This is a genomic window from bacterium (genome assembly GCA_014360495.1).
GTDB lineage: Bacteria > Armatimonadota > JACIXR01 > JACIXR01 > JACIXR01 > JACIXR01.
In genome coordinates this window covers 1-21,447 of record JACIXR010000005.1, presented here as the reverse complement: position 1 = coordinate 21,447, position 21,447 = coordinate 1, and the positions used below count along the sequence as shown (strand labels likewise).

Sequence of the window (21,447 nt, the reverse complement as noted above, 5' to 3'; positions counted from 1 at the left end):
CAAATATACTTTTTCCTTCTCCTATTCATTAAACTGGATATAAGAACTTCCACAATTTGGAGAATTTTAAAATGCTTCTAATTTACCATCCGGGCATTCGTAGAAGAAACCAGCCTCAAGGATAGATTCCTCTTTAGAGGGAAACCCACCTTTGGAAATAACATAATTTAGTGGCCACCCAAAAAGTCCCTTCATTTGTTTAGAGGAAATAGCAGGATTAGTAGACCAGATTATCAAAACCTGTTTCTCTTTGTTGAAGGGACTGGGAACATTCATAATAAGGAAGATAGCATCGCCTTCGTATCTTCTTTCCCTTATCTCTACGAACTTGTCACCCAACTTTATCGGAAGGGAATCCCTAATTTTCTCAATTACCGAGTTATCGCTTAGCGAGCCAATTAACAATAGATTTGCCTTTTTCAAATCCTCATCTGTTGCCTCCTCGTCTTTCATAACTTTGATTTTGTCTTCAGGGTAGGTTATGAAAGTATCAGAGGAAATCATTTCCTTGACAACGCTCTCATAAAACGATTTCCATTGGGAATCACGGTGCGTTCCGTATATGACATAAACCTCGGGATAATCTCTGCCTTTGGGGAAGAAGAAGCTTTCAATTGAGGCGAAACTGCATTTATCTATGTTTCCACCATATTTGGAGAAAATATTTGATTGTTGAACGATAGGAGAAAACTTAGAAGATAGGAGGTGAAGGAAATCAATAGATGGGGACACATTCGGAATAACATAGGGAATACCTGATGACCAAAGTTCTACAGCTTTCTCCAGCTCGCCTATCTGTAAATAACACCTGCTGAGGGCGAGATAAACCTGAGTCTTCATTAAATAAGGAAGAAATGAACCCTCATCCTCTAAAAGCAAATCCTTTATCTCCCAAAGCTGCTTATACCCCAGATTCCTATCTAATCGTGGATTCAATGAAGCTAAGGTTGCTAAATACATAGCTTGTTGTTTTATAGGTTCAGGGGTATCCTCCCTTCGGAGGAGGGAAGCATAAACTTTGAAACATTCCCGCAGACTTGCAATATCGTCCGATTTACCCATGTTATAAAGACAAACGCCTATACCATTAGTAGCGAGGAAATAATATGCTCCATTATAATCTTGACATTTTTTATATGCTTCTATTGCTTCCTTATATTTTCCCCTTAGTTCATTGAGATAGCCGAGGGCGAAGTAGCCGATTTCAGTTTGGGGAAAGCTTTTCGCTACCTTCTCAAATAAACTTTCCATAGAGCTCTCCTCGCCCTTCCCAAACAAAGCCCAAGCCAAGTTTAGCATCACAGTTGACGCCTTTTCGTCATTTGGGAATTTTTCAAGAAATTCCTGATAACATCTCATAGCTTCTTCATTTTTACCCGCTGAAGAATACATATCTCCTGCCCGCAAAAGAGCTTCAGCTGCGTATTGGCTGTAGGGATATTCATCCACTACTTTTTTGAAGGTCTTGGCGGATGCCTCATATTTTTTCTCCTTGCAGTAGCGCCAGGCGATATTCATCAAACTTCCTGCTCGGAACTCCTCCGATTGGGAGTACTCAATAGCTTGAAGTTCGTAGTCAATAGCCTTATCCATCTCTCCCCAATCCTCGCAAAGCCTTGCGAGCTCTCTGAGGGAACCGGCACAGCTCTCGTAATCGCCGAAAGCTTCGTCTGCTTTTATTTTCTGGAGGTAGGAATTTTCCTTCTCTTGGAATTCCTTATATAAAGACTCGCACTTTTTGAGCTCCTCTTTTATCGCTTGAAGGAGGTTATCATCTTTTTTAGCCCTCTTCCTCGCTTCCTGTAAGTCTTCCATAGCCTTCTTAATCCAATTTTTCCCCTCATAGCACAGCGCCCTATTATAATGGGAGTAGGCGAGGATTTCCTCCCTATAGGATTGCGATATGAGGCTCGTAAGGTTCTCAATTGCTATGTCATATTTTTTCTCTCCAAGATAGGTTAAAGCTATTCCCATTTGGGCTTCATCAGCTATAGCCCCGCCCCATTTATGTGCTTCCTTGAAGAACTGCCTTGCGTTTTCATATGATTTAAAAGCCAGATAACATTGCCCCAATCTCAAAGCGGATTTTGCGGTTAATTCGTCTTTCGTTTTTCTCTGATAAATCTCTCTAAATATTGACATTGCTTTACTATAATTACCTTGATTAAAATACTTTTCCCCCTCATTGAATCGTCCCTGTTGCGTCAATGAGAAAATAATGAAGCCAAAAATAAGATAGCATAAACAGAGACCCCTTTTCATAGTAATCGCCTCCATAAAAATTTTTATTGCTTGCTACTCAAGCAAGCATATCTCTTCCCGACAATAATTATAAATCAACGCGAAGCACTGCTCAATATCCAAAACAGGTTAAACCCGCTTTTCACCATTTCCCCAAGCTAACCTCTGTAACGATTATGTTTGTATGCGAACCATTCCAATTTTTAGCCAGGAAATTATCCATTTTTGCATCCCAGAGAACAAGGTACGTCTCTTTTCCCATTATAAGTTGCCCAACCCCCAAAAACGTATCCGCTTCCCTCCTTTCTTTTGCTCTTTGCCGTGCCCCCCTTATTAAGAGCTTTCTCTTTTTATAAGTGGCGAAATCTTGAAGACCTTTTGCGATATCGTAAATGAGAGGCTGTCCCTGTTGGTTGCATATGCATTTTTCTATAAATAAATTAATGCTTGCAACGAAACTTTTCTCGTTCTCGTTTCCTCTCAACCCAAGATGGTCAAGAAGCATCCCACACACAGTAGCATGACTATTCAGGAAGTATTTGTAGCGGGGAAAACTTTTAACCGAAACGAGACTCTTTGCGGGAAAGGGAGATAAACTAAATTCTTCAATGTCTCCGTTCGTCCGGCAGAGCATATAACCAATTGGTTTATTATCCAAAAGGATTGGATATTTGAGAAAATCTCTTGCGTGAACTCTTACCTTCACTACATCTCCAAGATAGGCATTTTGAGGACACAAGTTTAAAGTTTTAAGCTGAGAGATAAAAGCATCCGGGGAAGCCTTGATAAGTTGGAAAGGAAGTAAAAGCAAAATATAAATAAGTTTACCTCCGTAATCGTGATTTATAAGGATGACTATGATACCTTTATCCCCACAAAGAATAGAATATGTCTCAACCTGGGGATTGGACGATTCAGCCATTTGGAATAGGTCACCAATTTTAAGAAGTTCACTAACTTCTCTTATTCCCCGATTTATCTTCCCAATTTCCCTCTCTATCCCAAGTTGGGCTTCATAACCATCTTTGAGGGGACGATGCAAGTAATAAACTCCTTCACAGGGATTAATCGCAAGCGAATCGGCGAGTTCACCATATATGAAGTACGCGCGAAACTTTTCCGCATCTCTAAGGCAGACAGTAGTTAAAATCTGGCTATTCCCATTGGAGGAGCTGCTCTTTATATCCATACCTACAGGGTCATCAAACAATAAATTAACCATATTCGGAGACCTGTTCTTAAATTCAACGAGCTTTTCTGGATTAGACGTGTAAAGGTTCAAGAAAGGGCGAGAATCAAAATCCAGTTCCTGTCGGTCGTCACCATCCCACGAGGTGATCGGGAAAAAGGAAAAAACCCTTACAGTAGCTTCCGCTATATTACCTTCTTCTGTTTCCAATTTAAATGTGGCAAATTCCCCCTGGTTTAAAGGTCTGCTTAGGCTAACCACTAAGCAATCCTTTCCAAAAGCCGGGATAGCCCTTATATGATTAGCGATTTGAGATGTTACATCTTGGTTATCAAGAAATAGCTTTTTAACATTTAAGGGCTTGTCGCATAAATTTTCTACATACACATAAACAGCTTTATTATCAAGGTCAAAGCCAGTAAGGGTTGGGAACAGATTGCCACCAAAAGGATATGGATTGTGCCAGAATCATACAGTGAATGTGCTATACGAAGATAAGCATGGTCTACAACCACTGATTGGTAAACCCTTTGAGGTCTTACCTGGAGGATACAATTTGCAAGAAAGAACGAGAATATTATGGCTTGCTTATTAATAAAGCCCTTCCATCCCATAGGGTATCAAGGGCGAAGATAGGAGTAACCCCAAGAATGGTGGGAGGGTCTATGAGCACGACTTTATCATCAGCGAAACCAACAACTACTATATAATGGTTGGGAGGAATGAAGGCTATTGCGAGCTTGTTTGATTTCCTCAAATCATCAATCGTTATATCCAAGCCTTCCACCTTCAAGCCCAGCGCCTCAGCTGCCTTCTTCAAACCAGCCATAGAGGTAAAACCTTTCTCATCAGCGCCTGCAAGCTGTGCTATCTCTTTTGAGCTCGTCTTTACCCCCAAAATCCCGCATATGGCAAGGAGGGCGTTGGGACCACAATTTTTATACGACCTCTGCCCCTTTTGGGGACCAAAGTTCTTTTCTATCTCCTCCAAACCCATTTCCCCGTTTCTGAAACTCCTCGCTGCCTCGGCAACATACAAGATGTCTTCATCAGTAGGTTGTTTCTGACCCGCTACATAAACCTCATCTACTCGGGCATCCCAAACCAGAACACCATCAGGAATTTGAGGGGAAAAAACCTGGTCAGGAATATCTTGATTGATTTTGCATTCATTAACAACAAATTTTTTCTTGGAAATTGGAAGGTTCTTCTTTATTACCTCATCGTAAAAATACAGGGTGGAAGTTGCTTTAGTCGGAAGAAAAATTCCCTCGGCATAGCTTTTAAAATCTTCAAATTCCAATGTATAAACAACTCTTCCATCGGGGGCATAATCAACGCGCCGAAGTATGCTCCAGCTTAAGTTCGGGTCAATCCGAAGCCTCCATCTCCACCGAAAAACGGTTTTCGCACCTTTAGAAGTCTGAAATTCCTCATCTTTTATCACTTCTATGATATAACATAAATCGCCAGCTATATTTTCTTTTCCAACCAAAGATGTCTTGCTTTCTTCAAGGAGAGCGGCAATCTTTTCCTTATTTATACCCAGGCCGAGATAACCAAGGGGAACATAAATATCACCCACATAAGCATCGGGAAGAGGTGTTGGCTCACCATAAATGTGAACTTGCACAACATCTCCGGGCTTATATTTCTTTGAGCTCTGGACTTCCCTCTGACCTTGCATAAGTTCTTCATAATAAATGAAACGAAAAAATTTCTCTCCATCAAATGAAGCAATTGTTTTGGATTCTTGCTGCGTTTCTCCCTTCCGCTCCAATTTCATCTTTTCGCCTTTCATTTGCCACAGATAATCCCTTGAAGAAAAACTTCTCCACCCTTCGGAGGAAGTCCGCACACTCTCGGATGATGCTGTTTGTTGCAACGATATTGTGAAATTAAGAGTTATTGTTTTGAGACCGGATTCTTTCCCCTTGAGCTTTTCAAAGACGGTTCGGAGCACATCATCGTTTGAAGAAGCACCTGAAAAGGTAGCTTGCAAGAAAAACATCCCTAAAGCGAGGATTGTCAATGTTTTCAGTGGAAACGATTTTCTCATTTGATAACATAATCACCTCTTTAAATAGTAATCATTCCACTCAGCGGGGTTTATCTCCTTTGCCCCCTTAGGAGGGACAAAGATGAACATATCCTTTTTGATTGCTGGATTAAAGGAAAGTTTATGTATCTTTAATGAATGAACCTCTATGCATCCCTTAAATTCAGGGTTTTCAACTTTTTCCATTTTCATCTCTACTTGAATCGCGATTGGAAGATAGGTTTTCGGGTCTGCCCAGACCTTAAAATTAAAAGTCATCGTGCCGGTCCTCTTCTCACGTTCTTTTGGGTCAGCTGAATAAGGGGAAGTTTCAAAAGCCTCTTTAAAAGAGGGAACCACAAGAAGCAAAGCTTTCCTGCCATTGATTACATCCCACTTTACGGTAGCCTTATTGAAATCCCACGGCTTCCCCTTTTGCAAAGGGTCATCATTGAAAGGGAGTGCAAATGTAAAAGCTGTTAATAGCGCTCTTTTATAAGTTTGCTTAGTAAAATTCGCGAATCCCGATGTGATGGATTTTTTTGAGAAAACATTCCTCTTCCGGGAATATTTCCACCAATATTTTCCATCGTAGACAACAAGGGAATCACCGCTTTCGTAACGCCACTTTCCAGAAGAATCAGTGTAAAATCTTACCCGTCCCCCATCGGCAGGGTATGAGCGCTGTCTAATTTCACCATTGGGTCCTTTTACATACCCTTCATCCATGCTTACAACAATTTCCAACTCGGGGGATTCCATTACTTTCCTTAGCTGGGATAGGATTTTGCTTATTTTTGCATCGCTTGCCTCCACATTATAAGAGCCAACAAGGAAAAGACCCATCATTAGAAGACAATATAAACATATAGTTATCGCTTCCCTTATTGCGGATGCGCCTATGTTTAATTTTTTAAACAACTAACTCACCTCTTTTTTAAAATTATAAACCGGTCTTAGCAATTTGTTAAATTCTTGTATGATTTCATAACATTTGAGACCCGTGATGATATCAGGTATCGCCTCATTATATTAGACCCTCGCAATAGCTAACCAAAAGAAAAGCCATTCTCAAGATTTCCTTCATGTAATATTGAAAACAAACGAGTCAAGGCTATTTCATCGCCTCCGTGTCTGTTCTCTCTTTTTCCAGTGATAAGAGAAAAAGAAAAACACATCCTAACCATCCTAACAGAATCCCAATACAAACACCACTTATCGTTTTTCTATGATAAATTTTCCCCAAATACCCACCGACGATTGCCCATAACAAATTGTTAAACATTAACATCAGGTAAAATATTTCCATTCTCACCTTCACCACCTTGTTCGTTTTTGCTTTTCGCCGTAGGTGGTAACTCCGGTGGAAGCACTATCATTTTAAATATGTTAACTTCTGTTGTCGTGAATAACAGGAGTGAAGCTTTTAAAGAAAGCACACTCCCAAATTGAAAAAGCACTACACCGCTTTGAACAGTTTGAATATTTTCTCTGGGGATGAAGGTCTTTTTAAAAAGGGATTGCACAATAACACCTTTATTCTCAATCCGAACCTCCCTTGGAAAAAGCATGGGCGAAATATCGTTACAGTATAAATAAAGAAAAGAAAGATTATAAAAGATGACGGAAAGTAGAAGATGGAAAGAAGGAAGATAGGCTCTATTTGGTTCTTCTAAGAAAAATGGATAAAGTATAAACGGGGAATTCACAAAAAACAAAAGGATTAAAAAAATGGCGATAAATCGCAAATACCAATGATAAGTAGAATACTTATAGATACCTGGGCAAAGAGGCATAGAAACCGATTGCTTACCTATCGCATATGTTTTCACTATCTTTTCAAAATCTTTAAATCCAGGCAATGCTTTAACCACAAAAACGATTCCAAGAGGGATTTTTCGTTCATTTTCCAAATATATAAGCATCCATAGCCTATGTTTACCTATCCCTTTAATTTTATTCCAGGGTATCTTTATGATTCTCTTGCTGATAAGGTAAACGCCATCCTCTCCAACAATGAAAGCCTTGTAGAACAAAGAAGGAGCTACTATCCAGAGGGCATAGGTAATGAGGATAGCTAAGGGTATATTCCGAATGGGAATCCAGAAACCAATTTTGCGAAGCGAGCTTGCCAATTGCAGGACACGAAAAGCGATATCGTTTATATCTTTCACTAAATATGGATTTGAAGAGGAGTTGAAGGAAGACAGGAAATTTTCTATTTTTGGACTTAATTGTAATAAAATAAGGGGGAAAAAGATAAACCCTAAGATATAAAATATTATAATTGTCAAAAGGAGATGTAATAGAAAGGTAAACCAGTATGGATATCGCCCCTCAAATAATTTCTTGCAGGGTAAAAATTCCATCATTCCTTAATTGGGGTTATCCCTCCTATATCCTTGACTTGAACTTTACATTTACAATATGAAAGTAATCCAACACTCAATGTTAGCCCTCCCCTATACATACCCCTTCTTCATTATATGAGAAAATCACTTGAATGATTTTCAACGCATTTATATTCCATTGCACATTCTCTCCAAAGAGCCCAGCAAGCGATTTAGCTAAGCAATCACAACTATGGCTATCCACCCCTACGTTTCCACCTATACAAAAACATGAATACTTTGCTGAAACCCAAAATCTTAGTCCTTTATGGGGACACTTACTAGAACGCCATACACAACTTAAGTCTAAATGACCCTTAATTCCCCCAATCCCGACGACAAAAGAATAAGAATCGCATACACCGGTCCAGCCTATAACGCCCACATCAGGGTATGACTTGGTGGTATATCCTGTGGGGTCCACAAAGATAAGGGAATTATTAAAAGCATAAAGATAATAATTAACACCCTCTTTACTTTGGTCCCTCACAACAAACCTTCCAATCGTAAGATTATACCATCTTTGAGTCAAAAGATACATCCCTGCATCTCCATAATACCCGAGCTCGCCAACATATAGATAGGGATTTGTGATTGTGCCAGTAGCTTGGAGAATATTTCCCCATGCGTCATAAATTGTGGAGCTTTGGATGTTTTGATTAGCATCGGTTAGAGCCTTCGTTGAGCCGAGACCGTCGTAGTGATAGAAATAAGAAGCGTTGTTTCGGTGTTGGCTTATCAATCCTTGACCTTGGGTGTAGTAAGCCAATATATTCTCTCCTTGAGCTTCAATTATCAAATCATCACCATCAAAATAATAGTCTTTCGTCGTTCCGTCCATAGTCTTTCCTATCCTTTTGCCTTCGTGGTCATAATTATAAAATATACTCGCTCCACTTGTCAAGTTCACTTGAACCATCTTGTCCTCAAAGTTGTAAACATATGTCGTTGTTTGACCATTTTCGGTCTTTGAGACCATATTTGCGCTCTGTGCAAGCTGTTGAATGGCGATGTTTATTATCAAGGAAATAAACGAGTCTTCTTATGGCTGAGTAAATCATAAAGCCAAATTTCATAACCCATCTTGCTCCTTTTAGCATAGACCAACTTGGTATGGTCGCTGTTCCAATTATAACTTGACACATCTGCATTTTCTATCTTTCTTATAGTCCCCTTTTCAATTTCCTTCAGATAAAAACCGCTATCGCTTATTGCAAGGACATACATCCCATTTTTAGGGACTGAAAGACGAGCATCTGGGGGAAATCTTTCATCGCCAATCTTGATGATTTTTCGGAGTGCAATAGTGCCGTCCTTCTTCTCATAACAATAACACCTATAAGCTGATGGTTTTGTAGCAACTCCTAACCTGATGAGCGAAGGATAAGGAAATCCATATTGTAACGGTGCATCTGATTTTATGCGAAGAAAAGGATAATAAAGGTTAAGAAGCTCTTCCTTTATGTTTGGATTAACCGGGCTTACCTTGTAAACTTTATTACTGCGTACATCTCTCACATAAACCCACCTTGCATCCTGCGAGAGTCCTATTACTTCCCCGCCCTTAAACAACAATTTTTCTTCCCCATTTATAATGTCCACAATGTAGACTTCTTGTCCGGAGAACGCTGCGCTAAGCGCTTCATCTGCCTGCTCCATTGCTTTCCTGTCTTCCGGACTCATCATACTAATGACTTTACTTAGAAGACGCATATATTCCTCAAATTCTTCTTGCTTAAGCTTACTTTGCCAAAAAAGTGTATCTAACTTTTCAAAACGTTTTCTTTCCTCTTCACTTAGAGCCAGAAGCCCTTTATAATAGCTAGATAAAAAATCGGTTTCCGTCCCTTGCTGGTACAATTTTGCGTCAATTCTTTCAATAATAATGTGTTCATCATCAAGAAACATCCCAGGCGTTACCGAAAGCTGCTTACCTTTTAGGAGTTCTGGAACTACCAACTTAGAGCGCTTTTCCTTCAGATCCACGACCCATATCCCCTTTTGGTGGATTGAACCAGGGTAATAGGCTATGTATCTTCCATTTGGAGAAGATGAGAACCAATTGATAGCTTCTCCGTTCAACCATAGTACTTTTCCGCTGGAATGACCGGAAAGTATTAAGAGGGGAGTAAGGTTATTTGAACCCCTCATACTACTGACCAACACCACATTTGGGTTTAAGAAATCAATCCAAGAAGGAGCTTGCTCTCTGAAAAAATTAAGAATGGAGTCTGAAGATTTCAATGGTTCTTCCTTGACTTTTAAAACATGGTGACCTTCAAGTTGTGCCCAAAATAATTTGCTTGTTAATATCAACGCAACTACAAGTAATAACGAATATGTAAGTTTATTCCATATAGTTTTTTTCATTTTGAACCCTCGCAGCATTGCTTATAGAAATCCCTCCCTTCTGCAAAACAATTTGGAAGATTAAATTTCCACCACTCTATTTTATCTGTCTTCAAGAGAATCGGGAATTCCCAGGGTCCCTCACTGTTCATACATTGTCCCAAACAGAGTCTGTATTGAAAGGAATTAGAAACAAGCTCTATCAAGTTCATAAGCACTTCTCCCCAGTTAGAAGGGATGGGTTTTGGGGGCCATGGTTGAACAACAGCAGCAGATGAAGGAGGGGTAGGTAAAGGCGAAGGGATTTGCAGATCAACCCTTTTCCCCATAAGTGCTGCTACAAGAAATGCACACGACTGTTTGCAGTTAGAATATTTTCCACGTAAGCAATTGATGTATACATTCCAAGCTTTTCCTTGACAGGTTCTTGGATTAGGGAAAATCGGAATATCATAGGGGTCTTCACCAGGCCAATTTGGCCAAGGTCCATAACCTCCATGTTCCCAATCAATGGGGAAAGGAAAGGTCCTTGGTCGCTTTGAAGTCGTTGAACGAGCTATCGCAGGGTTATAAAAAGTTGAAGTGGATAACACTGTATTTGCACTCAAATAAAGCACAGAGGAATCTATCCCAAATTCAGCATACCAATTTGAAGCTCCAAGATATAAGAAAGGATTTGTGATTGCTCCACTCGCCTGTAAGATATTTCCCCAAGCATCGTAGATTGTTGTGCTTTGGATGTTTTGATTTGCATCTGTCAGAGCCTTCGTTGAGCCGAGACCGTCGTAGTGATAGAAATAAGAAGCGTTGTTTCGGCGTTGGCTTATCAATCCTTGACCTTGCGTGTAGTAAGCCAATATATTCTCTCCTTGAGCTTCAATTATCAAGTCATCACCATCAAAATAGTAGTCTTTCGTCGTTCCGTCCATAGTCTTTCCTATCCTTTTGCCTTCGTGGTCATAATTATAAACTATACTCGCTCCACTTGTCAATATTACCTGAACCATCTTATCCTCATAGTTGTAAACACATGGAGTAATCTGACCATTTTCTGTTTTTGAGGCCATATTGCCGGAGCAATCATTGGTAAAGAGCATCGCCCCTTTTCGTAAGAACACATTTTCTATCTCTTTGGAGAATAGCTTCAAGTCTTATTATTCACCTCTTCCTGGGGGGTTTTTCTTCTTCATGGCAGGATTTCTTTTTAAGCAAGGTTTCCAATGTTTTCACATATCTGCTAACTGCTAGTAGGCTCATCGTATAACTGTTAACAGCAATTATGAATATAACCCACCAAATAGAGGGTAATATCCTTGTCATATACAAATAAAAAACTATGGCAGCAATGGCACAACTCTCGAGTATCAAGAAAGGGAGATTAAACACCCTAAATGCTTGCTTAGAGCATTTTTCCCTCAGCTTGCTATATTCTTCTGGGGGATATTTATTTGCGTTGTCCATATGTAGGGAGACGATTTTTCTTACATATACCGAGCAAAGGATAAATCCGACAATAATGGGTAAGACGACGAGTAACTGCAAAGGAACCGGTAATTTCGTTGTATATACTACCCATATAGCCATTAGTAAAAGAATATTCCAAAATGTGAAGACTAGCAAATTTGTAATTATAACTAGTAATTTAGATAGCGATATTCGGGGCATTATCCCCCACTTCATGTTTGCTATTACGAATTCCACCAAGGCGCAGCTTAGAGCGAAGGGAACAGCAACAGTAGCACCTCCTACTAACTTGAGATAGGAAGAGGAGGAGAATTGACTCACAATCGCTCTTCCTATTTCCCAAAAAAGAGCTGTCCAGAAGAATACACCTATCAGCCTACTAAAGATAGTGATAAGAGTTAATAGCAAATTTTTCATACCTATATTGCCCTCCATCCATTTATGTTCACTCTTTGTCAGTTTGGGATACCTTTGCATGGTAGCAGAATTAAAAAAGGCGATTTGTTGTCCAGGCAGGGGGTAAGCCCGTTAGCTTTACAATTAATAAAATCAATAAGTATTGTGGGGATTTGGGTGTATAAACATATATCAAAAACGAGTTCTGATGCAGCTACACATCCCGCAAGGCAGGGTAGAAACCCCACCGTAGTTCCGATGCAACCTATAGCGCACCATACATCTACTGCTGACATAGGAATACCGCATAGCCCGACCGTTAATGCAAACATACATATCGCTTCTTTCACGCACTTCCAAGTCTTTGCAAGGGGACTATTCCCCGCTGGGGGACAGATAGGATTGCCATGGCAGCTTGTGCCGATACAATCCCCTAGTAAATGCCAACAAAATGTTCCTTCAGGATCTATGTAGCTGAGAGGATTTGATCTTGCGTATACATAAAGGTTGACACCTTGTTCCCACGGATCTTTTACAGCGAATCTACCCTCGGTTTGGCTATACCATCTTTGAGTCAAAAGATACATCCCTGCATCCCCATCTCCATAATACACGAGCTCGCCGACATATAGATAGGGATTTGTGAGTGTGCCAGAGGATTGAAGAATATTTCCCCATGCGTCGTAGATTGTTGTGCTTTGGACATTCTTGTTTGCATCAGTCAAAACCTTCGTTGAGCCAAGACCATAGTAGTGGTAGAAATAAGAGGCGTTGTTTCTTCGCTGGCTCGGGAGACCTTGCCCCTTTGTGTAGTAAGCCAAAATGCTCGGCACTCTAAACTCCCCAAGCGAGTTATCACTTCTTAAGACATTTTTATTGCTTTTTCTTCTTATATTACTTTGCCTTAATAACATTGCAATTTCTACCCGTTTTCCACAGGATTTCCTTCAGTAGGTAAATCGAGGTCACCGTGTAAAAAAATGAGGAAGACATATTCCTCCAAGGAAACGAAATCCCTTCTCTTAAGTCCACTTTTGGAATATAAAGAATCCCTATTAGACCACCTAAAATGATGAAAAATAGGAATAACCCCGTTAAAAAGGAGGTGGAAGCTCGGAAACCCCGCTGGTAAAGAATCCAACCCACAGTAAAACCTAAATAGGTCCCCAAAGCAATATCACAGGAAAAATCTACGGGATAGGGGATACAAGGGACAGTGAAGAAGCAGATGAGGCCACTCCCAGAAATTAACAAGGAAACTATAAACCCGATAACGAATGCTTTAATTGGGCTCAAACCTTTGGAAATGCAAATTAAGCACAAAGCGATTCCAGCGAATGCTCCAAGCCCTATTAATGCTCCTGAGGGCAGAACAATATGGGACCATTGCCAAAGGGGCGCAGAAAGATTCCCCAAAATAATCCATAATGCGGAGAGGCTTCCTATTAAAATCGCAATTAAACCCCATAGTAAACACCTGGTAACTGGGACCTTTTTCTTAAAAGAAAAAACAGCGATAAGTGTCCCCCCCAAGAAGGCTAATAATAGACAAAGGTAAGCCAACCACAATGCTTCCTTAACACCTACACATTCCGGCCCTTTCGCGCCTTTAATTAATTTTCCCAAAGTAATGATAGTCCCTAACAATACAAAAAACGTAAGCTTTAAAGACGAAGGTGTTTTTGTAACCATTTCTTCTTTAGCGAATATGAGGAGGACCAATAGGGGAATAGAGACATTTCTCTACGAGAGAAGGATACTCTTCACCCCGATATCCACAACTGTGTATCCATTCGTGGGCTACTGTGCTTCCTACTGGTCCGCACATAGATTCGTTCAATCCCATTAAGCAAACATAAGCTTTACATTTTCTGCCATGAATATAAGCAAAACCACAGTTTTCCAATCCATTACACTTAGAGTTAACGCCAATATAAATTATCTCCCCTGACTTACAGCATTCTTTCAAACACTGTATCAATTTTGGTGCTTCTTTCCCAGCGCAGCAAAAGTGATTCTCGGGGTCTGACGGCACTAGAAGATTACAAAGGGTTTCCATTTCTTTTCTTATGCGTTCCACACTTGCTGGTGGGAAACCTATAAGGGTGTACTGCCCTGAAGGATCAGTGCTGTTTAAAGGATTTTCCATTACATAAGCATATGTATTTATCTGAAACCACCTTTCCGTCGCGGTGGGATCTCTCACCCCAAACCTCCCAACCACAGGATTATACCATCTTTGTGTCAGAAGATACATCCCTGCATCTCCATCTCCATAATACCCGAGCTCGCCAAGAGCGGGATTATTGAGGGAAGTCAATCTTCCCAGAGCATCATAGCTATAACTTGTCTGACCGCCAAAATAGTCGGTCACACTCGTTCGCCTTCCCGCGCTATCATAAGTATAAGATATATATCTTCCGTTTGGCAAGGTCTTTCTCGTCAATCTTCCCGCCGAGTCGTATTGATAGGTTATCGTGTTTCCCGCCCAAGTGATTGTGTAGTTCGGAGGGGTTCCCGTGCAAGTCAAATCGTATTCGGATGTCATCCTTCCCACAGCTTGTAATTGCAGATTATCTCTTCCTCTCACTGCGAAGTTCTTCATTGGATAAGTTTTGCGAGCATGATTAAAAGCGGTGCAGTTAGCATAATATGAAACCAAAATAACAAATTAAGAGAGAGGAGAACGGTCAGAACATATAAGTGAACCTTCATAATACTACTTTTTTCCCAAAGATGTTTCAGGGAATATACAATAAAAACTATAGCTCCTATGGATAAAAGCTCCAAGAGGATGGTATAAAATTCAAAAGGCAATTTGGGAAGCTTCACAGCATTAATCTTTCTTTCGGGTACCTGCTGGATTATGGGCATCAAAGGAATCCAAAATATAAAGTAGCCTACATAAATTCCTTTCCAGAGAGCTATTAATTTTAAGTATTCCTTGATGATAAGCCATTTGCTGGTGCCCATGGTTTGCTCCATTTTTATCACTCCTTATCCTTTTGTTTGCAGCACCAAAATAGCTTAACAGTAAGCTGAAAATCAATTGTGCAAGAAAGCCTCCATTTCTTCCGATCATAGGAAGGACTAACCGGCGCAGGAAGCCAAGGAACCACTATGACGCTAGGCAAGTGCCAATTAATGAGAGGTATTGAAGGAGGGGGTAAATACCACAATCCGTCTTCGTATCTTGCAGTGCCCTTATATGTATAATCAAACAACAGAAATTTGGGGATACAGCGGGCTTCAGCGCACCAGTCATGATGAACACTTTCTGAACCTTGCGTGATTTTGTCCAATTTCCCGGTCTTTCTATCATACCAGAGACAATATTTTTTGAAGTAAGTGTAACCTATCCAACACGTTGCTCTACCCGTGGGGTCGATGTAGTTCACAGGAGAAGCATCGGAATAGCTATATAAGGAAGAGTTACGTGCGTTAAACCTCGCAGGGTCTCTTGTTAGAAATGTTCCATGTGAGATATTTAAGAACCGTTCACCTGTTAATGTTAGGTTAATGTCCTGGTCAAAGCAATAGCCATGCTCTCCAACATATAAGTAAGAATTAGTAATGGTTCCAGAGGATTGAAGAACATTCCCCCAAGCATCATAAATCGTTGTGTTTTGGATGTTTTGATTTGCATCAGTCAAAACCTTCGCTGAGCCGAGACCGTCGTAGTGGTAGAAATAAGAAGCGTTGTTTCTCCGCTGGCTTAAAAGCCCTTGACCTTGGGTGTAGTAAGCGAGGATTGAGGAGCCTTGCGCCTCAATTATCAAATCATCGCCGTCAAAATAAAAAGAATTGTGGATTGGGTTGTTTCTTTTCATTGCTTTGAAAGACTTAGAAGAAAAGACTATTAAACGTGAAATCATCCGAGGAATGTTAGCATTATAAGTAGGAAAAAGGAGACCCAAATCGCAATGCCCCACCAGGTTCTAAACCAATCTCGGGCCCATCTTCTAATAGAAGCCGAAGCATTTATATACTTGCAAAAGTCCTCAAATTTAAAACCCTTAATCTCCTTTTGAAAGCAAAAAACTGGCGAAAAGAGAAAAAGAAAACCGCCCATCTCACCGATCCAGAAAGCGAAAAGGAAACCGAAAACAAAGAAAATTTTAAGGAAAATTATCAATCCCTCTATCGCTCTCACGCTATTGTTTTTCAGATATCCTTCTATAGGGAAAGTTATAATAAATGATCCCAACGCAACATAAAATGGAAGAGCAATCGCATTTAATAAAGCGATTCTATATCCTCTTTTCGCCGCCTCGTCATACCATATGCGTTTCCTTAAGGCTATAAAACACCATATACACACTAAATAATAGAGTATAGATATTATAAGACCGATATTTGTCATCACGCTTTACGCAATTAGAAATTTTGCTATCAAAATTCCTTTACAGGTGCCTTCTCAGTCCGTATACGGGTTTCTCTCGCCGTGCAATTACACAACACCAATTCACCTACGGCTTCCTTCCAAGAACCAAACGCGACCTCGATTACACACTTGCCAAACTCTTTTACCGCTTCCTCGAAGCATTTGTCTCGCCATTTTCTGCAGAAATCGCTACTGATTAAGCCCAATGGGTCGGTTAAACTTGTGGAGAGGTCCCTTACATAGAGATAAACACCTTCGGCTGAAAAATTCTCCTCGCGACGTGACAGGGGGTCCTTCACCACAAACCTTCCAATCATAGGATTATACCATCTTTGTGTCAGAAGATACATCCCTGCATCTCCATCTCTATAATACCCGAGCTCGCCAAGAGCGGGATTAGTGAGGGAAGTCAATCTTCCCAGAGCATCATAGCTATAACTTGTCTGACCACCAAAATAGTCGGTCATACTCGTTCGCCTTCCCGCGCTATCATAATTTCTATTAAATATACCTCGCAAGACGGCGCTTTTGTTGTCATCTTGTCTCTATTATGGAGGAAACATTTTTAGATTCATCAATGAAGATGTTTCAAAAAGCCAGATTTCATAACACTTCTTTCCCTTTGAAATGTATAATAACATTTTATCGTCTTCGCTCCACTCAACTATAGATATTGATTTGTCTGTGATTTTTTTAATTTTGCCATTGCTTAAATCCTTGAGAAAAAGTCCTTTTGGCCCATATGCAATGGAAAAGTGCCCTTGTGGCGAAAGGGAAAGACGAGAATCATTAGGGAATCTCCCATCACCGCAGTTTATCGTTTTTAAGAGCCTAATCTCGCTGTTCTTCTTTTCATAGCAATAGCATTTATAAGTGGAGGGAGGATAGAGAGGATAATAAAGACCAGCGAAAGATAGAGGAGGATAAACGAAACCATATCTCAATGGTCTTTCTTTTCTTATCCTCAGGTCAAAAGAGCCCTTGTAAAAAAGCTCCTCTTTTTGGGGAGGATTGTCTATATCCACCTTAAACACTTTGTGGTCCATATTATCTAAAACATAAACTCCCTTTTTGTCCTCCTTTATCCCGATAACCGTCCCACCTTTCGCAAGCAGCTTTTCTTTCCCCGTTTGTATATCCACCAGCCTTATTTCTTTACTTGCCGCTATTTGGTCAAGGTATTTCACATAATCTTTCAATTTTTGCAAATCCTCCTTGCTAATTTGTTTTAAGACTTTGGTTTCCAGGCGGTGTAATTCTTGCTCTTCCTCGGGTTTTAGCTTTCCAGCGAAGAAGAGGGAAAGTAATTCAAAATATCGCTCTACTTCCCTTTGGCTTAAGCACCTTAAATCGATAGATACATCCAATTTTTCTCCTTTTTTCAATAACTCTTCGTCTACCCTCTCTATAACAAAATGCCTCTCATCCAAAAATCTGTGCACAAATCCTGATAGGACTTTGCCCCGCAAAACTTCCGGTGCCAGCAGCTTTGCGGTGTGGGTTTTTAAATCCAAGAGCCAAACTCCACCTATATCCTCTGGACCAGGGTAAGCTATATACTTCCCATGAGGTGAACAAGCTACCCAATCGATATTGCTGTTCAGCCAGAGGATTCTTCCTTGTTTTCGAGGAGAGAGGATAAGCAGAGCGCGAAGGTCTCCTTGTTTATATCTCCCATCAACCACAATTTCTTTATCCTGAAGAAAAGAAATAGAAGAAGGAGGTTGCCACTTGATTGCTTTGATGATTTTGTTTAGAAGAAAGTTACTTACTATTTCTTCCTTAATAGGGAGTTTACTATTATACTTGGTTTTCGCTGATGATATCAGAAAAATCACTGCAGAGTTTATCAAAACCGCTATCCCAAAAGCTACTGAGTGTTTTAATAACGATCTCGACTTTTTCATCGTTTACTTCTCTTACAGCACTCCTTGTATTTTTCCCTGGCTTTGGATATACAATTGGGGAGATCTGGCACTTTCAATCCCTCGGTAGGTGCGAAAGTACCAGCTGTATTTAAGCAATGGTACATGCAATTTAGATATATTCTCAGCTTCGTTAGCTCCTCTAAAAACTGCTCTATTGGGCTAGGAGGATTAGGTTGAATACCGGGTGCGGAGGGAATCGGAGGTATAGGTGGGTAATGCGATGGTGGGGAGGGTAGGGGAAAGCAAGGAAGTTCTATGGCCTCCTTTGTGTACACGCCGGAATATTGCGCACAAAAGCTGTAGCATTTATCACATTTCCTTTGCATACATTTTATATAATCACTCCAAGCTTCTTGTTGACAATTTGTTGGGTGTTCAAATATTGGTGATTGGTGGGGGTTACAAGTTGGCTGCCATTTGCCATAATTCCCCCAAGGCCAATCTGGCGGTATAGGAGGTATAGGCTGTCTTCGCCTTTTATTCATAATATATCCTAGAAGGGGATTATAAATTGTTGTATCTCTTAGAATGCTAGAGGAAAAGGAATAAGTGGTGCCTTCACTTATACCTGTTTCTCCGTAGAACCCAGAAATCCCCATATATAGATATGGATTTGTGATTGTGCCAGTAGCTTGGAGAACATTCCCCCAAGCATCATAAATCGTTGTGCTTTGGATGTTTTGATTTGCATCAGTCAAAACCTTCGTTGAGCCGAGACCATCGTAGTGGTAGGAGTAAGAAGCGTTGTTTCGGCGTTGGCTTATCAATCCTTGACCTTGCGTGTAGCAAGCGAGGATCAAAGAGCCCTGCGCCTCTGTAATCAAGTCATCGCTATCGAAATAATAGTCTTTCCTCGTTCCATTCATTGTTTTTCCCAATCCGCTTTCCTTCGCTAATATATTATAAATAGAAATAGCTCCGTCCGTGAAGTTAAGTTAAATAATTTTAGTCATAGAGTAGAATTCATAAATAGCTTCTAAGCTCTTATCTATTCTTGCTAACGGAATAGTATAAAGTAATCCACTACAAACCAACTTGAAAAAATTATCCCTAATTGCATTAAAGTCATCAGTGTCATACTTTCAATTGATAATGTTGGTGGAAAGTCATATACCCACTGCAATTCTTCCTCTTTTACATCTCTTCTAATTTTTGCCCGAAGGAATAGATAAGGGGAAGCAAAAAAGAAGAGGAGATCTAACCATCCTACCCCAAAGATAAAAAATAATAGGATTAACAACAAAAAGAAAAATTTTATATGGGGAAAAGATTGAAAGCTTATACTGGTCACATAGATGCCGAAAAGGAAAATGAAAGAAATTATAGGAGAATAAAGCAAAGCGTGTTTGCAGCGAGGTATCTTAATGTGGAAAGAAAGAAGTAGAACCGAGGACATAAATGTGAAAACATAGAGGAAAGCAAAAGGGGGAACAAACCAAGGTAAGCCAACAACTCTCTCCTTATCAATGAAGAGATCGGGAAAGATATATATCCAGCCAGAAAGGTATCCCCCTAATAGAGCTCGTATGTGTGCTGATTTATAAGGAACAGAAAGACTGTTTCTAAAATCCTGAAGTGAGGATGCTTCCCAAACTCCCTTTGAGAGGTTTCCTCGCAGATAGTAGGGAGCTAAGAAGAAAAACGCTACATCAGGGTTATTTGCGGCTGACAACACAAAGGGTAATATTAACAAAAAAAAAGAGCCCGTGGCTATCTTGTTCGGAGAAACCTCCAAACAAAAAATAATATTTTCTCACGGCATATTGGAAAGAGGTAAGAATGACAACAATTAAGGAGGTGTTAAATATTGCGTTGCGAATATAACCTATTTTTCGGTACCGAAGAAGTAAAACAAAAGAAAACATAAAAAACAACAACCCCAATAGATATATACTAATCAAGACACCTCTCTCCACAGGTTCTGAGAACATAACAGGGTGGCCCTCCTTTCCATTTGGTTTAAGTTCTATCAATAGAGATAACTCTCTATTTACCAGTATTTATCAAAAATTGGCTGAAGAAAATAATGGTTAGGTGAACGATATCTATTGCGGCACATCATAAATGCATTGTGGCACATTTCCTGCCCACGAAGTCGGTCATGCTCGCACATCCTCATAGGTATTACTTCGCATCCCCAGCGACTTAACTCGAATCCAACACCGCCACAGGCCATCCAACATATAACCATCCCTACTCCCCCAAAAGGAACGCAAATCAAACCGCAACCTCCACCCCAACCTATAGCGCCCCACCGATTACACCAATCCTTTGCCTTCTCAACACACCGCTTGCACTCCTCGTATTCGTTTTCAACTTTTCTTATGCATACCCAATATTGATTTAAGCAATCTGTAAGAACGGGATTAACTAATCCATAGGGGTCTACCTCGTTTGCGGGACTATTAGCCACATATAAATAAAGTGAAGAATGTGGGAGAAGACCTTGCCCCTGGAAGGTTTTGCCACTTATACCTTTGATTAGTGGGTCCTTCACCACAAACCTTCCAATCGTAGGATTATACCATCTTTGAGTCAAAAGATACATCCCTACATCGCCATCTCCATAATACCCGAGCTCGCCAACATAGAGATAGGGATTTGTGATTGCTCCACTCGCCTGCAAGATATTCCCCCAAGCATCATAAATCGTTGTGCTTTGGATGTTTTGATTAGCATCTGTCAAAACCTTCGTTGAGCCGAGACCGTCGTAGTGATAGAAGTAAGAAGCGTTGTTTCGGCGTTGGCTTATCAATCCTTGACCCTGCGTGTAATAAGCGAGGATTGAGGAGCCTTGCGCCTCAATTATCAAATCATCGCCGTCAAAATAGTAATCTATCGTCGTTCCGCCAGCTGTCTTCGCTATTCTCTTCCCTGAATGGTCATAGGAATAGACAATTGAGGTGCCGTTTGGCAAGTTCACTTGAACCATCTTATCCTCATAGTTGTAAACATATGTCGTTGTTTGACCATTTTCGGTCTTGGAGACCATATTGCCATCGGTGGTGAATGTGCCTTTTAAACCCGCCATCTAGTCTTTCGCCTCTTTACCTTTAATTCTTTTATTT

The 21,447-nt window shown here is 40.3% G+C and carries 18 protein-coding genes; all 18 read right to left on the bottom strand.

Going from position 1 to position 21,447, the window contains the following annotated elements; all coding sequences use genetic code 11:
- Nucleotides 1–66: 66 nt before the first annotated feature.
- The gene (locus H5T88_05215) at nt 67–2,262 is read right to left on the bottom strand and encodes a tetratricopeptide repeat protein (protein ID MBC7329744.1); all 2,196 of its coding nucleotides are present in this window, start codon (nt 2,260–2,262) and stop codon (nt 67–69) included.
- Nucleotides 2,263–2,383: 121 nt separating this feature from the next.
- The gene (locus tag H5T88_05210) at nt 2,384–3,463 is read right to left on the bottom strand and encodes a hypothetical protein (GenBank protein ID MBC7329743.1); all 1,080 of its coding nucleotides are present in this window, start codon (nt 3,461–3,463) and stop codon (nt 2,384–2,386) included.
- A 544-nt stretch (nt 3,464–4,007) separates the two neighbouring features.
- The gene (locus H5T88_05205; protein MBC7329742.1) at nt 4,008–5,489 is read right to left on the bottom strand and encodes a hypothetical protein; all 1,482 of its coding nucleotides are present in this window, start codon (nt 5,487–5,489) and stop codon (nt 4,008–4,010) included.
- Nucleotides 5,490–5,501: 12 nt separating this feature from the next.
- Nucleotides 5,502–6,389, bottom strand: a complete 888-nt coding sequence (locus H5T88_05200) for a hypothetical protein (GenBank protein MBC7329741.1) — start codon at nt 6,387–6,389, stop codon at nt 5,502–5,504.
- A 356-nt stretch (nt 6,390–6,745) separates the two neighbouring features.
- On the bottom strand, nt 6,746–7,762 hold the full coding sequence (locus H5T88_05195; protein ID MBC7329740.1) for a hypothetical protein: 1,017 nt from the start codon (nt 7,760–7,762) through the stop codon (nt 6,746–6,748).
- A gap of 157 nt (nt 7,763–7,919) precedes the next feature.
- The gene (locus tag H5T88_05190) at nt 7,920–8,837 is read right to left on the bottom strand and encodes a hypothetical protein (protein ID MBC7329739.1); all 918 of its coding nucleotides are present in this window, start codon (nt 8,835–8,837) and stop codon (nt 7,920–7,922) included.
- A gap of 41 nt (nt 8,838–8,878) precedes the next feature.
- The gene (locus H5T88_05185) at nt 8,879–10,228 is read right to left on the bottom strand and encodes a hypothetical protein (GenBank protein MBC7329738.1); all 1,350 of its coding nucleotides are present in this window, start codon (nt 10,226–10,228) and stop codon (nt 8,879–8,881) included.
- Complete coding sequence (locus H5T88_05180) at nt 10,225–11,214, bottom strand: hypothetical protein (protein MBC7329737.1); 990 nt, start codon at nt 11,212–11,214, stop codon at nt 10,225–10,227. The genes H5T88_05185 and H5T88_05180 overlap by 4 nt, the downstream gene beginning before the upstream one ends.
- A 151-nt stretch (nt 11,215–11,365) precedes the next feature.
- On the bottom strand, nt 11,366–12,088 hold the full coding sequence (locus H5T88_05175) for a hypothetical protein (protein ID MBC7329736.1): 723 nt from the start codon (nt 12,086–12,088) through the stop codon (nt 11,366–11,368).
- Nucleotides 12,089–12,126: 38 nt separating this feature from the next.
- Complete coding sequence (locus H5T88_05170; protein ID MBC7329735.1) at nt 12,127–12,981, bottom strand: RHS repeat-associated core domain-containing protein; 855 nt, start codon at nt 12,979–12,981, stop codon at nt 12,127–12,129.
- Entirely contained in the window at nt 12,962–13,759 is a 798-nt protein-coding gene (locus H5T88_05165; protein MBC7329734.1) for a hypothetical protein, read from the bottom strand. The genes H5T88_05170 and H5T88_05165 overlap by 20 nt, the downstream gene beginning before the upstream one ends.
- A 7-nt stretch (nt 13,760–13,766) precedes the next feature.
- The gene (locus H5T88_05160; GenBank protein ID MBC7329733.1) at nt 13,767–14,672 is read right to left on the bottom strand and encodes a hypothetical protein; all 906 of its coding nucleotides are present in this window, start codon (nt 14,670–14,672) and stop codon (nt 13,767–13,769) included.
- A complete protein-coding gene (locus H5T88_05155; protein MBC7329732.1) occupies nt 14,669–15,061 on the bottom strand; it encodes a hypothetical protein in 393 nt (130 codons plus the stop codon). Before H5T88_05155 ends, H5T88_05160 begins: the two co-directional genes overlap by 4 nt.
- A complete protein-coding gene (locus H5T88_05150; protein ID MBC7329731.1) occupies nt 15,058–15,897 on the bottom strand; it encodes a hypothetical protein in 840 nt (279 codons plus the stop codon). The genes H5T88_05155 and H5T88_05150 overlap by 4 nt, the downstream gene beginning before the upstream one ends.
- 562 nt (nt 15,898–16,459) lie before the next feature.
- A complete protein-coding gene (locus H5T88_05145) occupies nt 16,460–16,918 on the bottom strand; it encodes a hypothetical protein (protein MBC7329730.1) in 459 nt (152 codons plus the stop codon).
- Nucleotides 16,919–16,999: 81 nt separating this feature from the next.
- Nucleotides 17,000–18,358, bottom strand: coding sequence for a hypothetical protein (locus H5T88_05140; GenBank protein MBC7329729.1), 1,359 nt, complete (start codon nt 18,356–18,358; stop codon nt 17,000–17,002).
- Nucleotides 18,355–19,245 (bottom strand): hypothetical protein, encoded by an 891-nt coding sequence (locus H5T88_05135; protein ID MBC7329728.1) that lies wholly within the window; start codon nt 19,243–19,245, stop codon nt 18,355–18,357. The genes H5T88_05140 and H5T88_05135 overlap by 4 nt, the downstream gene beginning before the upstream one ends.
- Before the next feature lie 1,124 nt (nt 19,246–20,369).
- Nucleotides 20,370–21,410, bottom strand: a complete 1,041-nt coding sequence (locus H5T88_05130; GenBank protein MBC7329727.1) for an RHS repeat-associated core domain-containing protein — start codon at nt 21,408–21,410, stop codon at nt 20,370–20,372.
- Between the last annotated feature and the right edge of the window lie 37 nt (nt 21,411–21,447).

What these genes read in the sequence shown, in the direction of transcription:
- H5T88_05215 (MBC7329744.1), bottom strand. Translation starts at nt 2,262, where the DNA reads ATGAAAAGGGGTCTCTGTTTATGCTATCTTATTTTTGGCTTCATTATT.
- H5T88_05130 (MBC7329727.1), bottom strand. Translation starts at nt 21,410, where the DNA reads ATGGCGGGTTTAAAAGGCACATTCACCACCGATGGCAATATGGTCTCC.
- H5T88_05180 (MBC7329737.1), bottom strand. Translation starts at nt 11,214, where the DNA reads ATGGTTCAGGTAATATTGACAAGTGGAGCGAGTATAGTTTATAATTAT.
- H5T88_05135 (MBC7329728.1), bottom strand. Translation starts at nt 19,245, where the DNA reads ATGAATGGAACGAGGAAAGACTATTATTTCGATAGCGATGACTTGATT.
- H5T88_05175 (MBC7329736.1), bottom strand. Translation starts at nt 12,088, where the DNA reads ATGAAAAATTTGCTATTAACTCTTATCACTATCTTTAGTAGGCTGATA.
- H5T88_05170 (MBC7329735.1), bottom strand. Translation starts at nt 12,981, where the DNA reads ATGTTATTAAGGCAAAGTAATATAAGAAGAAAAAGCAATAAAAATGTC.
- H5T88_05145 (MBC7329730.1), bottom strand. Translation starts at nt 16,918, where the DNA reads ATGACCGACTATTTTGGTGGTCAGACAAGTTATAGCTATGATGCTCTG.
- H5T88_05165 (MBC7329734.1), bottom strand. Translation starts at nt 13,759, where the DNA reads ATGGTTACAAAAACACCTTCGTCTTTAAAGCTTACGTTTTTTGTATTG.
- H5T88_05210 (MBC7329743.1), bottom strand. Translation starts at nt 3,463, where the DNA reads ATGGTTAATTTATTGTTTGATGACCCTGTAGGTATGGATATAAAGAGC.
- H5T88_05190 (MBC7329739.1), bottom strand. Translation starts at nt 8,837, where the DNA reads ATGGTCTCAAAGACCGAAAATGGTCAAACAACGACATATGTTTACAAC.
- H5T88_05150 (MBC7329731.1), bottom strand. Translation starts at nt 15,897, where the DNA reads ATGAAAAGAAACAACCCAATCCACAATTCTTTTTATTTTGACGGCGAT.
- H5T88_05185 (MBC7329738.1), bottom strand. Translation starts at nt 10,228, where the DNA reads ATGAAAAAAACTATATGGAATAAACTTACATATTCGTTATTACTTGTA.
- H5T88_05205 (MBC7329742.1), bottom strand. Translation starts at nt 5,489, where the DNA reads ATGAGAAAATCGTTTCCACTGAAAACATTGACAATCCTCGCTTTAGGG.
- H5T88_05140 (MBC7329729.1), bottom strand. Translation starts at nt 18,358, where the DNA reads ATGAAAAAGTCGAGATCGTTATTAAAACACTCAGTAGCTTTTGGGATA.
- H5T88_05160 (MBC7329733.1), bottom strand. Translation starts at nt 14,672, where the DNA reads ATGAAGAACTTCGCAGTGAGAGGAAGAGATAATCTGCAATTACAAGCT.